14 protein-coding genes are annotated in these 12,161 nt (G+C 68.1%); 5 read left to right on the top strand and 9 right to left on the bottom strand.

Translation table 11 applies throughout. From position 1 onward, the window contains the following. Positions 1-156: 156 nt before the first annotated feature. The 4 genes from ACFVIV_RS27245 to ACFVIV_RS27230 form a co-directional block, all read right to left on the bottom strand. Positions 157-894: a phosphoglyceromutase gene (locus ACFVIV_RS27245; RefSeq protein WP_379201031.1), complete on the bottom strand. Its 738-nt coding sequence runs from the start codon at positions 892-894 to the stop codon at positions 157-159. A 63-nt stretch (positions 895-957) separates the two neighbouring features. Next, positions 958-1,158, bottom strand: a complete 201-nt coding sequence (locus tag ACFVIV_RS27240; protein ID WP_379201030.1) for a hypothetical protein — start codon at positions 1,156-1,158, stop codon at positions 958-960. Positions 1,159-1,182: 24 nt separating this feature from the next. After that, positions 1,183-2,067, bottom strand: a complete 885-nt coding sequence (locus tag ACFVIV_RS27235) for an ROK family protein (protein WP_379201028.1) — start codon at positions 2,065-2,067, stop codon at positions 1,183-1,185. A gap of 56 nt (positions 2,068-2,123) precedes the next feature. Continuing rightward, positions 2,124-2,693 (bottom strand): PadR family transcriptional regulator, encoded by a 570-nt coding sequence (locus ACFVIV_RS27230; RefSeq protein WP_379201026.1) that lies wholly within the window; start codon positions 2,691-2,693, stop codon positions 2,124-2,126. A 105-nt stretch (positions 2,694-2,798) separates the two neighbouring features. On the opposite strand from ACFVIV_RS27230, the gene ACFVIV_RS27225 reads away from it, so the two are divergent. Both ACFVIV_RS27225 and ACFVIV_RS27220 read left to right on the top strand, forming a co-directional pair. Then, positions 2,799-4,001, top strand: coding sequence for a hypothetical protein (locus tag ACFVIV_RS27225; RefSeq protein WP_379201024.1), 1,203 nt, complete (start codon positions 2,799-2,801; stop codon positions 3,999-4,001). Between the two features lie 11 nt (positions 4,002-4,012). Next, entirely contained in the window at positions 4,013-4,882 is an 870-nt protein-coding gene (locus ACFVIV_RS27220) for a family 16 glycosylhydrolase (RefSeq protein WP_379201022.1), read from the top strand. A 20-nt stretch (positions 4,883-4,902) separates the two neighbouring features. Here the strand turns inward: ACFVIV_RS27220 and ACFVIV_RS27215 are convergent, their stop codons facing one another. From ACFVIV_RS27215 to ACFVIV_RS27205, 3 genes are all read right to left on the bottom strand, one after another. After that, on the bottom strand, positions 4,903-5,478 hold the full coding sequence (locus ACFVIV_RS27215; protein ID WP_379201020.1) for a YbjN domain-containing protein: 576 nt from the start codon (positions 5,476-5,478) through the stop codon (positions 4,903-4,905). Beyond that, a complete protein-coding gene (gene mshA, locus ACFVIV_RS27210; RefSeq protein WP_379201018.1) occupies positions 5,475-6,902 on the bottom strand; it encodes a D-inositol-3-phosphate glycosyltransferase in 1,428 nt (475 codons plus the stop codon). Before mshA ends, ACFVIV_RS27215 begins: the two co-directional genes overlap by 4 nt. A 70-nt stretch (positions 6,903-6,972) precedes the next feature. Next, the gene (locus ACFVIV_RS27205; protein WP_379201016.1) at positions 6,973-7,797 is read right to left on the bottom strand and encodes an alpha/beta fold hydrolase; all 825 of its coding nucleotides are present in this window, start codon (positions 7,795-7,797) and stop codon (positions 6,973-6,975) included. Positions 7,798-7,916: 119 nt separating this feature from the next. Between ACFVIV_RS27205 and ACFVIV_RS27200 the strand changes: the two genes are divergently transcribed. Both ACFVIV_RS27200 and ACFVIV_RS27195 read left to right on the top strand, forming a co-directional pair. After that, on the top strand, positions 7,917-8,651 hold the full coding sequence (locus tag ACFVIV_RS27200) for an SDR family NAD(P)-dependent oxidoreductase (RefSeq protein WP_379201014.1): 735 nt from the start codon (positions 7,917-7,919) through the stop codon (positions 8,649-8,651). Between the two features lie 17 nt (positions 8,652-8,668). Next, a complete protein-coding gene (locus tag ACFVIV_RS27195; RefSeq protein WP_379201012.1) occupies positions 8,669-9,574 on the top strand; it encodes a DMT family transporter in 906 nt (301 codons plus the stop codon). 21 nt (positions 9,575-9,595) lie between these two features. On the opposite strand, the gene ACFVIV_RS27190 is transcribed toward ACFVIV_RS27195, so the two are convergent. Then, positions 9,596-10,174 (bottom strand): TetR/AcrR family transcriptional regulator, encoded by a 579-nt coding sequence (locus ACFVIV_RS27190; RefSeq protein WP_379201010.1) that lies wholly within the window; start codon positions 10,172-10,174, stop codon positions 9,596-9,598. Positions 10,175-10,247: 73 nt separating this feature from the next. Between ACFVIV_RS27190 and ACFVIV_RS27185 the strand changes: the two genes are divergently transcribed. After that, positions 10,248-10,817: a dihydrofolate reductase family protein gene (locus ACFVIV_RS27185; RefSeq protein ID WP_379201009.1), complete on the top strand. Its 570-nt coding sequence runs from the start codon at positions 10,248-10,250 to the stop codon at positions 10,815-10,817. Here ACFVIV_RS27185 and ACFVIV_RS27180 read toward each other — a convergent pair whose 3' ends face one another. Beyond that, the gene (locus ACFVIV_RS27180; RefSeq protein WP_379201007.1) at positions 10,818-12,053 is read right to left on the bottom strand and encodes a cytochrome P450; all 1,236 of its coding nucleotides are present in this window, start codon (positions 12,051-12,053) and stop codon (positions 10,818-10,820) included. Between the last annotated feature and the right edge of the window lie 108 nt (positions 12,054-12,161).

Raw genomic sequence — 12,161 nt, 5'->3', positions numbered from 1 at the left:
TGCAGGCAGATGCCATCGGTTCGGTGAATCATCCATCGACGCACTGTGATACGCATCGCATTACGGAACCGTAGGGTATTTCAGACAATTCGATCGGGAAATGAAAAACGCGCCGCAGCCGAGAAATTCGGCCGCGACGCGTCCCGCGTTACAGGGTTACTTGCCGCCCTGGTTGGCGACGGCGGCGGCGCCGGCGGCGGCCGCCTCCGGGTCGAGGTATTCGCCCTTGCCCAGCGGGCGCAGGTTCTCGTCCAGCTCGTACTTCAGCGGAATGCCGGTGGGGATGTTCAGCCCGGCGATGTCCTCGTCGGAGATGCCCTCCAGGTGCTTCACCAGCGCGCGCAGCGAATTCCCGTGCGCGGCAATGAGAACCGTCTTACCTGCGCGGACATCGGCGGAGATGGTGTCCTCCCAGTACGGCACCATGCGGGCCACGACGTCCTTGAGGCACTCGGTCAGCGGGACCTCGATGCCGTCGTAGCGCGGATCGCCGGTCTGGCTGTACTCATTGGCCGGATCGATGGGCGGCGGCGGGGTGTCGTAACTGCGGCGCCACAGCATGAACTGCTCGTCGCCGTACTCGGCCTTGATCTCGGCCTTGTTCTTGCCCTGCAGCGCACCGTAGTGCCGCTCGTTCAGACGCCAGTCCCGCACCACCGGAATCCAATGCCGGTCACAGGCATCGAGGGCATTGTTGGCGGTGCTGATGGCCCGGCGCAGCAGCGAGGTGTAGACGATATCCGGGAGAATGCCGTGCTCGGCCAGCAATTCACCGGCACGCTTGCCTTCGGCAATGCCCTTCTCGGTAAGACGGACGTCCACCCAACCGGTGAACAGGTTCAGGGCATTCCATTCGCTCTCGCCGTGGCGCAGCAAAACGAGGGTGTACGTCATGGGGTCATCCTGCCACGGGCGGATGAACCGGCGACCTGCACCCTCTCCCGGTTTCGGCGGCCGCTAGGGCCACTCCACCTCGTGGAATCCGACCGTCATACCCACCGTCTGCCGGTGCCGTTTGCCGCCGGACTCGCGCACGACCAGTTCCAGGCGTAGTTCGGAGCGACCGGCGTCCACACCCCAGACCACACCGCACGCGCCGCTGAACGGCCCGTCCGAGAGGTAGACGACATCACCCTGAGCGAACTCGGTTATCCCCACGCCGCCCCAGGGTAGCGGCGGAATTCACGGTTGCACCGCAAGCAGGGCCGCGCCCGCGAGTGTCGCCTGATCGGTGAGTTCGGAAGGGACCACCCGCAGTTCGCGCAGGAAAGTGAGGCGCGCGTGCTTCGCGGTCGATGCGCGCAGCGGACCCCAGAGCAGTTCCCCGGACTGCGCGAAACCGCCGCCGACCACGACCAGGTCGGTATCCAGCAGCGCCGCCGCGGAGGCGATGGCCATGCCCAGCGCCGTGCCCGCGCGGGCCAGCGCGGCCACCGCGATCTCGTCGCCGGCGCGCGCGGCCTGCGCCAATTCGACGCCGGTGTGCCCGGTCCAGCCCTGGCGGCGCGCCCAGCGCACCGAGGACTTCCCGCTCGCGACGGCTTCCACGCAGCCGAATCCCCCACAGGCGCAGGGTTCTTCACTACCCGCCACCACAATGTGGCCGACATGTCCGCCGTTGCCGGTGCGGCCCATGACGACCCGGCCATCGGACATGACCCCGCCGCCGATGCCCGAGGACACGGTCATGGCGAGGAAGTCCGGCACCCCCTTCGCCGCACCCCAGCGCTGTTCGGCCAGCGCCAGGCAGACGCCGTCCATGGCGAAGCGGATCTCGGCCTGCGGGAACAGCTTCCGCACCGAGTCCACGAGCGCGAAGCCGTCCGCCCATTCCGGGATGTTCAGCGGACCGGTCGATCCGGCGCGCACATCGATCGGCCCGGCCGAGCCGATGCCGATGGCGGCCACCTCGGAAGCGCCTGCGACGGTGGTCAGCAATGCCCGGCAGGCGTCCCACACATCCGACTCCGGCACCGCGACCCGCCGGACGTCCTGCACGGTGTCGTTCGAATCCACTATCCCCGCAGCGAATTTCGTGGCTCCGATATCCAGCGCCAGCACCGTCATGGCGTCGATCCTCCGATTTCACACTCGATGCCGGTGTCCGGCGATGTCAGGTATTCCTACCGCGCCGCCACGGCGGCGTCTTCGTATTCGGCGAGCACGGTCTCGAGCCACGCGATATAGCCGTCCATGGAGTCGCGGCCGTTCTCGTGCGCGGTGCGCATGATGCGGGCCGCCCAGGCCGGATCGATCTCGGCGATCGGATCGCTGTCGGCGATGAGCTCGTCGATGGTCATGGGGTCGTGCTGTTGTGCGCGACGGTACTCGAGTTCGGTGCGCAGTAGGCGGACGGCCACCTCGGGACCGAAGATTCCGGCGAACAGGAACCGGAGCATGAAATCCGGATCCATCGGCCGCGGCGCGGGATCGTAGGGGCCGTGCGCCCAGTCCAGCAGGGCCTGGCGGCCGATCGCGGTGAGCCGGTACACCTTGGCGTCCGGGCGGCCTTCGCGGGGATCGACCTCGAAGTCCACGAGTCCGCGCTCGGCGAGCTTGACGAGGGTGCGGTAGACCTGCGGCCGCGACACCCGGTAGCCGATGAATCGCCCCGGCCCGTCCATACGTTTACCCAGGTCATAGCCGGACATCGGGCGCAATGCCAGGGTTCCGAGGATCACGTGGTCGAGCATCCGGCCTCCTATGCGGTCGCTCACAGATATTAGCCGCTGATACACCTATGTGCATGCACACCTATATGCTCGGGCACCTAATCGGTGAATGAACGGAGCGAAAGCATGCGCAAACTCTTATCCCTACTGCTGTGCTGCGCGGCCCTCGGCCTGCTGCCGGGTTCGCCCGCCGCAGCGGCGGATACGGCACCGGCCGAACCAGCGGCGGTCGGATTCTGGGCCGGCGAGCAATACCTCGTGGATGGGCGGTCGAAGTCGGGTTATCCGGCAGGTCCGGGCGAATACCGGGCCGAACGGGACCTGAGCTCGTGGACCCCCGAGCTGTGGGAGGTACTGCGACGCCACCGGACGCCGGTGTATTTCCACCTCCGCTACGGACAGGACTTCGGCGCGGGGGCGTCCGACACCGGCGCGCTGTCGATCATTCACCGGGCCAACAGCCTCGGCGTCCCCGTATTCGCCTGGGTCGCAGTGCCTTACGAGGACGGCTATTGGGCGACGCAGAGCAATGCGGAGGTGCAGATGGCCGCCACCGTCGCCCTGGACGGCTGGGCCCGGGACAATCGTCTCGAGCTCGCCGGCATCGCCTACGACCAAGAGCCGCCGCTCGAGACGGTGAATGCCTTGGCGGCAGGGCGATTCGATCCGAGCCGACCCGTGCGATCGCTCGATCCGGCCGCGCAACACCACGCGATTCGACAGTACGAGGCCGTATACGACTATGCGCGAGAGCATTTCGCGCAGGCGATCGGCGCGCCGGTGCCCTTCGCGCTCGACGACCTGGCCAATGACGATCTCGCACTACAGAACTCGCTCGACCTGTGGGGTCTGCCGGACGGCGCGCAGTCCCTGTTCTTCCAGGCCTACCGGAGCACCATCGCCGAGGTGATGGGAGCCGATCCCGGGTCGGCGCTCATCGCCCACTATCTGCGACTGGCGCAACGCACCCTGGGCTCGGAACGGGGCCTGGTCACCCTGGGCGTGGCCGGTGACGGCGTCTACGGCGACCTCGACACCCTCGTCGACGATGTGCGATTGGCCCGCGCGCTGGGCGCGACATCGATTCCCGTCTACGCACTGGAGAATGCGGCTGCCGCCTATGGCGTCGACGGCGTGGAACGACTTATTCGAGCCGGAACGGCACCCCTCGACCAGGACCGCGTGCGCGCCGCCGAGCGGCCCACCCCCGGTCTGGCCAGCTACCTGTCGGTCATGACCGCACTCGATACCGCGGCGACCGCCGGCACGCTGCCCGCCACCGCGGCGACGGGGAATCCGCAGCAGCCGAACCGCTTCCCGAGAAAGTGAGATCGCAAACCATGCGACGCGCCGTATTCGCCCGCACCGCCGCCGCAGCGCTCGCGGTGGTCACCGCCGCGACGGGCTGCTCGACCAGCGAAACCGCCGATACCCTCGGCACTTCCGCGTCGGACTGGCGGCTGACCTGGTCGGACGAGTTCGACGGGCCCTCCGGCGCCCGGCCCGATCCCGCCAAGTGGCGGTACGACACCGGCGGTGAACCGCAGTGGGGCAACGCCGAATGGCAGTACTACACCGACCGGCCCGAGAACGTCTCGGTTGACGGTCGCGGGAATCTGGTGATCTCCGCCCGGCGCGAGCGGCTGCCGGAAATGGCCGGATGCCCGTACGGGACCTGCGATATCACCTCGGGGCGGATCACCACCCTCGACCGCTTCGCGCAGAGCTACGGCCGCTTCGAGGCGCGCATGAAAATCCCTGCGGGTAAAGGAATGTGGCCTGCCTTCTGGTTGATGGGCGTGGATATCGACGCCAACCCCTGGCCGGACAACGGCGAGATCGACGTCATGGAATCGGTCGCCGATGATCCGGGCACCGTGCACGGTTCGGCCCACGGCCCGGGTTTCGCGGATCCGGGATTCACCGACAGCTACCGGATGCCCGGCGGACAAGCCCTGGCGGACGGCTTCCACCTCTACTCCGTGGAATGGGGCCCGGCCCGCATCGACTGGTTCCTGGACGGCACCTCGTACTTCAGCGTCACCGAAGACGATATTGCCCCGGGGCAGCGCTGGGTATTCGATCACCCCTTCTACGCACTGCTGAATCTCGCGGTCGGCGGCGTCTGGCCCGGTCCGCCGGATGCGGCCACCGTGTTCCCGGCCGAGCTGCTGGTCGACTATGTCCGGGTGTACGAACGGAGCGAGTGAACCGCCATCGCGAAGGATCGTCAGGGTTTGTCGGCCGCGTCCACCAGATGTTCGAAGGCACGCAGATTCTTCAGGGATTCGCCGCGGGAAACGCGCCATTTCCATTCCCGCCGAATGGATTCGGCGAAGCCGAGTTCGAGCAGGGTATTGAAATCGGCGTCCACGGCCTCCAGGATCGAGCCGAACCAGCGGTCGAGCTCATCGGCCGTGACGGCGTGATTGGACAGGCGACCGACCAGGTAGATGTCACCGACCCGGTCCAGGGTGTAGGCCACGCCGTAGAGGCGGCGATTGCGGCGCAGCAGGAATTTGTAGACGCCCTCGAAGTTCTCGTCGGGCTTGCGGCAGACGAAGGATTCCATGCGCACGCCGTGCTTGCCGACGGTCACGCCGATGACGGTCTTGAGCTTGCGCTCGCCCGGCAGCACCACCACGAACAGGTCGGGGGCGTCGCGGGTGAACTCGATCTCGCGATCGCGCAGGGTCTCCTCGATGAGCTGCGCGGTGGCGCGGGCAGTGTCGTCATTGAGCTGCCCGATGCTCTCGTGCGGGCGCGGCGCGACGGGCGCGGTCGGATCCGAGTGCTCGTCGGTCATCGGCGTACGACTCCCATCCGCCGTCGCCATGCCGGCTCGGCCTCACCGCGTAATGTTCTCGGGCTTCCAACAGACCTTGCCCAAGATCGCGCTTGATAGCTATCGGAGTGCACGCTACCGCTGCGACCACGCACCTCCTTCGACTGGGACAGGGCCGCGGCATAGCTGTCCAGCAGTCCCTCAGCGGTGTGCGCCCAGGAGAAGTTCGCGGCATGCTCCACCGCGGCCACACCCATGCGCTCCAGCCGTGCCGGATCGTCGAACAGCGACCGCAGCGCCGCCGCCCAATCGGGGGTGCGATGCCCGGGGACCAGCAGACCGGAGACCTTGTCGCGCACGGCCGTGCCCAGACCGCCCACATCGGCGGCGAGAACGGGGGTCCCGCTGGCCTGCGCCTCGATGGCGACCAGGCCGAAGGATTCGTTGTAGCTGGGCACCGCCACCAGGTCCGCGGCCCGGTACACCTGCACCAGGCGGTGCGGCGGCTGCGGCGGCAGGAAGGTGACGCGATCGGAAATGCCCAGGGCCGCGGCCAATTCGATGAGCGCCTCCGGGCGCTTGAGACCGCTGCCGGACGGGCCGCCGACAATGAGCACGCGCAGCGGGCGCTCCGGCCGATGCGGTTGCACGGCCTCGTCGGCGAGCATCTGCGCGGCCGCGCGGACCAGCACGTCGGGGGCCTTGAGCGGCTGGATGCGGCCGATGAAGGCGACGATCCGCTCCTCGGCGGACAGGCCCAGCTCCGCGCGGGCCGCGGCCTTGTCGCCGGGGTGGTAGCGGGTGAGATCCGCGCCGGGCAGCACCACGTCGATGCGGTCCGGGTCGGCGCCGTACAGCTCGACCAGTTGCCGGGCTTCCTCACCGGTGTTGGCGACCAGCCGGTCGGCCTCGGCCACGATCTGCTTCTCGCCGATCTCGCGCGCGGCCGGTTCCGGGCAGTCGCCCTCGGCCAGGTAGGCGTTCTTCACCGCGGCCAGGGTGTGCGCGGTGTGCACCATGGGCGTGCGCCAGCGGTCCCGGGCCAGCCAGCCCACCTGCCCGGACATCCAGTAGTGCGAGTGGATGAGGTCGTAGTGCCCCGGCAGGTTGCGGGCCTCGGTGCGCAGCACCTCGGCCGCGAACGGACACAGCTGCGTCGGCAGGTCGTTCTTGTCCAGGCCCTCGAACGGCCCGGCCACCACATTGCGCACCAGCACGCCGGGGGCGGCCTCGACGACGGGTTCGTCATTGGAGGAGGTGGCGCGGGTGAAGATCTCGACCTGGGTGCCGCGCTTGGCCAGCTCGATGGCCGTCTGCAGCACGTACACGTTCATGCCGCCGGCATCACCGGTTCCCGGCTGCGCTAGTGGGGAGGTGTGTACCGACAGGACGGCGATGCGGTCAGGCCGCAGGTCGGTACGTTGACTCACCACTCCAGTGTGCATGGCTGACATAACGTCACATACCCGCACTACCTTCCCAAGTGACCTGAGTCACAAGCCGTTTCGGGCGTGATCAGGACAGCGCGGCGGCGAAGTCGGTGACCTCGGCCACGAATCGGACCGGATCCTCGATGAACAGACCGTGCAGGGAGTCCTCCCAGTAGGAGGTGCGGGCGCGCGGGGCGGTCTCGGCAATGTAGCGGCCGTTCTCCACGGGCACCACCGGGTCGGCGGTGCCGTGCATGACCAGCACCGGAATATCCAGTGCACGAAGCGTTTCGGTGTTGTCGACGGTGCGATAGAACAGCGCCTTGCGCACCCGCGGGAGGGTGGAGATGCTGCCGCCGAACAGGCGCTGGGCATCCGGACCCTTGTCCGGCCCCTTGCCGGTATTGGCATTGCCGAAGGCGGCGAAACCGCGCATGGCCCGCGCGGAACTCTCCTCGAAGACGTCCGGAATGGCCTTGACCATGGCCGGGCCGGTGACAGCGCCGGGGACATCGCGGCCGATGCTCGCCATGGAACCGGTGTAAACCACCCCTGCCACCGCGCCGGCGCCGTAGGTGGCGAGGTAGTCGGTGAGGACGATGCCGCCGTAGGACCAGCCGAGCAGGATGGCGCCGGCGGTGATGCTCTCGTTGGCGAGCACGGCGGCGATATCGGCGGCCCAATTCTTCGGATCGTCGTAGCCGGTCTCCGGAGCGTCGGAGTAGCCGTGGCCGCGCAGGTCCACCGCGAGCACCCGGAAATGCTCGGCGAGCAGGTCGGCGGCCTGTCCCCAATTCCGCAGATTTCCCGCCCAGCCGTGCAGCAATACCAGCGGGCGCGCGCCCTCCGGCCCGGTCACCCGGTAAACGATGCTGGTTCCGTCCGCACTCACCGCTTCGCGTATCGCCATAGCGCAAGGCTAATCCGGGGTTCTCCTGGCTCTCGCACCCCGCTGCATGGGCAGCGGGGTACGAGGTAGGGGGACAGGGGGACGCGCTTCGCCCGATATGCCGTGCTTAAGCTCAGGGCATGAGCACTCGTACCGCTGTTGTGACCGGAGCCAGTTCGGGGATCGGGGAGGCCACTGCCCGTGAGCTCGCCAAGCAGGGGTACCACGTGTACGTGGGCGCGCGGCGGGTCGATCGGCTGGCGGCGCTCGCCAAGGAGATCGGCGGGACCGCGCTGCCGCTGGACGTGACCGACGAGGAGTCGGTGCGCGCCTTCACCGAGGCCGTCGAGCGCTGCGACATCCTGGTCAACAATGCCGGTGGCGCAAAAGGTTTGGCGCCGGTGGCCGAGGCCGATCTGGACGATTGGCGGTGGATGTGGGAGACCAATGTGCTCGGCACGCTGCGGGTCACCAAGGCGCTGCTGCCCAAGCTGATCGCCTCCGGGGACGGGCTGATCGTCACCATCACCTCGGTGGCCGCGTTCGTGGCCTACGACAACGGGTCCGGGTACACCACGGCCAAGCACGCCCAGGCGGTGCTGCACCGCACGCTGCGCGGTGAGCTGCTGGGACAGCCGGTGCGGCTGACCGAGATCGCGCCGGGCGCGGTGGAGACCGAGTTCTCGCTGGTGCGCTTCGGCGGGGACGCCGAGCGGGCCGCGAACGTGTACAAGGGCATCGACCCGCTGTACGCGCAGGACATCGCCGAGATCATCGGCTTCGTGGCCTCCCGGCCGGCGCACGTCAATCTCGACACCATTGTGGTGAAACCCCGGGACCAGGCCGATGCCGGCCGCTTCGCGCGGCGCGACTGATCGCTACGGAGTAGTGCATGGCACTCACGGAAAAGCCCGGCGGCCGTACCCATTCCGCACTGGCGGCGGTGCCGCCGCCGGCGCTGGTGCTGTTCGGCATCGTCTCGGTGCAGGCCGGTGCGGGCATTGCCAAGCATCTGTTCGATCAGCTGCCGCCGAATGCGGTGGTCATGCTGCGGCTGCTCACCTCGGCGCTGGTGCTGGGGTTCCTGGCGCGCAAGGCCCTGCGCACGGTGTGGCGGGACCACTCGATGCGCGAGCTGGCGCTGGTGGCCGGGTTCGGACTGTCGCTGGCCTTGATGAATTTCTCCATCTACCAGTCGTTTTCACGGATCCCGCTGGGTGTGGCGGTGACGATCGAGTTCCTGGGCCCGTTGACGGTGGCCGTGATCGCCTCGCGGCGGGCGCGCGATCTGATCTGGGTGGTGCTGGCGGCGGCGGGCGTGGTGCTGCTGGCCGAGGGCGGCGGTGAGCTGAACACCGCCGGTATCGCGTTCGCGCTGCTGGCCGGCGCCGGCTGGGGCGCGTACATTCTGCTCAGTTCGGCCACCGGGCAACGCTTTCCGGGTCAGACCGGGTTGGCGCTGGCCAGCATTGTGGGCACGATCGTCATGCTGCCCGCCGGTGTCGGCGCGGGCGGTTCGGCGCTGCTGGATCCGAAGCTGCTGCTGCTCGGCCTGGCCGTCGGCCTGCTCTCCTCGCTGATCCCGTACTCGCTGGAGCTGGAGGCCTTGCGGCGCATGCCCGCCCGCGTGTTCGGGATTCTGATGAGCCTGGAACCGGCGGTGGCGGCGCTGGTCGGGCTGATCGTGCTGCGCGAGATGCTGTCCGGATATCAGTGGCTCGCCATCGGCTGCGTCATCGTGGCGTGCGTGGGAGCCACCCGGGATCAGCAGAATCCGCCCGAGGCGCCGGAGGGCTGATCCCGTTGCCGCCCACGGGTTTCAGTCCTTGCCCACGGCGCGATCGACGGCGATCTCGACCAGCTTGCGGCTCTGCTCCTCGCTGAAAATGCCGGGCAGCGTGAGGCGGTCGAGGATGAGCCAGTTCAACGCCAGGTACAGCAGTACTACCGTCTCCTCGTCGCCGGGCATGTCATTGTCGAGGTGCGTGCGGATATTGAAATCGAGATCGGCGCGCACCCGCTGGGTGAGCAGGGTCTGCAATTCCGGGCGGCGGGTGGCCTCCAGCCGCAGTTCCAGCTGGGCGAGATAGCCGGTGCGGAAGGTGGCGACCCGGTCGACCACCTCGGTCATGAGCTCGGCGATCTTCTCCCGGCTGCGCTCGCCGACGGCGACCTGGGCCATGGTCTCCTCACTGGGGATCAGGCGCTCGTAGTAGCGATTGCCCACCTGCACCATGAGGTCGTCGCGATTGGCGAAATAGTTCGAGGCCGTGCCCGCGGGGACGGCGGCCTCCTTGTCCACCGCGCGGAAGGTGAGGCCGCGCGCGCCGTCGCGGGCCAGGACTTCGATCGCGCCGTCCAGCAGGGCGTTCCGGCGTTCGGGATTCGTGCGAACCACTTGACACCACTCCGTTCGTAGTACTACGTTGAAACCACTTCAAACAGAGTACAACAATGAAGGCGGCTCACCAATGCGAAAGCTCAGCTACTTCGTCGGAATGTCCCTCGACGGCTACATCGCCGGTCCGGGCCACAACATCGACTTCATGCCCCTGAGCGAGGAGTTCGTGGCCTGGCTCGGCAGCGAATACCCGGAGACGCTGCCGACCGCGGCACGCCCGCACTTCGGCATTCCCGCAGACGCGCCGAACCGGCACTACGACACCATCGTCATGGGCCGCGGCACCTACGAACCCGGCCAGTTGGCCGGGCTGGCCAACCCGTACGAACATCTGACGACCTATGTCGTGTCGAGCACGCTGGGCGAGGTGCCCGAACCGGTCCGGCTGGTCGAGAGCGATCCGGTCGCGCTCGTGCAGCGGCTCAAGAAGGAGGACGGTCTCGATATCTGGCTGGGCGGCGGCAAGCTCGGCGCACAGCTCATCGACGAGATCGACGAGCTGGTCATCAAGAGCTATCCGGTCATCGCCGGCGACGGCACCCAGGCGCTGGCCGGCAACTTCCGCCCGGCCGATTTCAAGCTCCAGCGGCGGCTGGAGTTCGAGAACGGCACCCAGGTCAGCTGGTTCACCCGCGCCTGATCAGCGCAGGCGGATCCGGAGGGTTTCGTAGGTCGGGATGAAAACCTTTCGGCGATAACGACGTTCGACGATCTCCCAGGGACGGCCATTGGCGGTCAGCGCCTCCAGCAGGGCTTCCAGCTCGGAATGCACGAGCTGCGCGCCCAGGCAGAGGTGCCGGCCGCCGCCGAACCAGAGCTGGCGGGTCTCGGGGACGTAGTCGCGGTGCACCCGGAAGTCGCCGACCGCATTGTTGATCGACCAGGTGAGGATCTTGACGTGCTCACCGGCGCGCAGCCGGCGGCCCGCGACCTCGACGTCGGCGGTGACGGAGCGGCCGACCAGGTAGGCCGGGCTGGTGACGCGCAGGGTTTCGCGCACCGCGTCGGGGGTGCGCTCGGGGGCGGCCAGCAGGGCGTGCTGCTCACCGCTGTCGTGCAGGATGGCGACCATGCGGGTCATGGCGCTGGCCAGGGTGTCGGTCCCGGCGACCGCCATGAGAATGGCCAGGCCCGAGGCGTGTTCGAGGCGCAGGCCGAGTTCGCGGCAGCGGCCCAGCGTGGTGTTGCCGTCGGCGCGGGCATACGCGGCGGGGACCGAGCTGGCGAGCTTGGTGGCGAGGGTGCGGGCGCGCTCGACCGCCACCGGATCGAGGGTGGTGGAGGCCATGGTGCCGATGCCGAGGTTCACCAGTTCCTCGACGTGGTCGAACAGAATGCGGAACGGCTCGTCCGGATCATCGGGTTCGCCCGGACCGTGACCGGTCACCAGGCGGCCGTCGGCGAAGATGGCGGAGATATCGGCGGGTTCCATGCCGACCAGATCGGAGACGCTGCGGCCCACCAGGACTCGCGCCCGCTCGGCGATGTCCACGGTGCGGCCGGCGGACAGCTCGGAGGCGATCTCCTGCAGCGCGGGCCCGAGGACCCGCTGGACCAGGGCGTCGGTGTGCTTGGCGATGAACAGGTCCCGCACCTGATTGCGCAGCTCGGTGTGCCCCGGACCTTCGAACAGGTCCTCCACCCAGTCGCCGATGACCTGCGCCCACCAGTGCCCGGCCGCGCCCTCGGCCACGATGCTGAAGTGCGCGCTGTCGTTGTAGATCTGCCGGGCCACCAGCGGGTCGGCGACGAACCAGCCGAGTTTGGGCACTTTGCGAATTGGTTTGGCGGCCCGGCCGGCCAGCAGCAGGGCCGGCAGCCAGGGCTGTCCGGCGGCGAGCAGGGCGAGTTCGTGGCGGACGGCGGCTTTCGGCATGGGTGCTCCGTACTGCGTAATGCGAATCGGCATAGCGCGGCGGTGTTGTTCACTTCACACGATCTGAACTAGAGATTTTTCAATAAGGAAATCTGCACGCTGCTAGCG

It is taken from the genome of Nocardia sp. NPDC127526, from assembly GCF_042672265.1.
Taxonomy (GTDB): Bacteria; Actinomycetota; Actinomycetes; order Mycobacteriales; family Mycobacteriaceae; genus Nocardia.
Note: the sequence above shows the minus strand (reverse complement) of the source record. Positions and strands in the feature narration are given on the sequence as shown.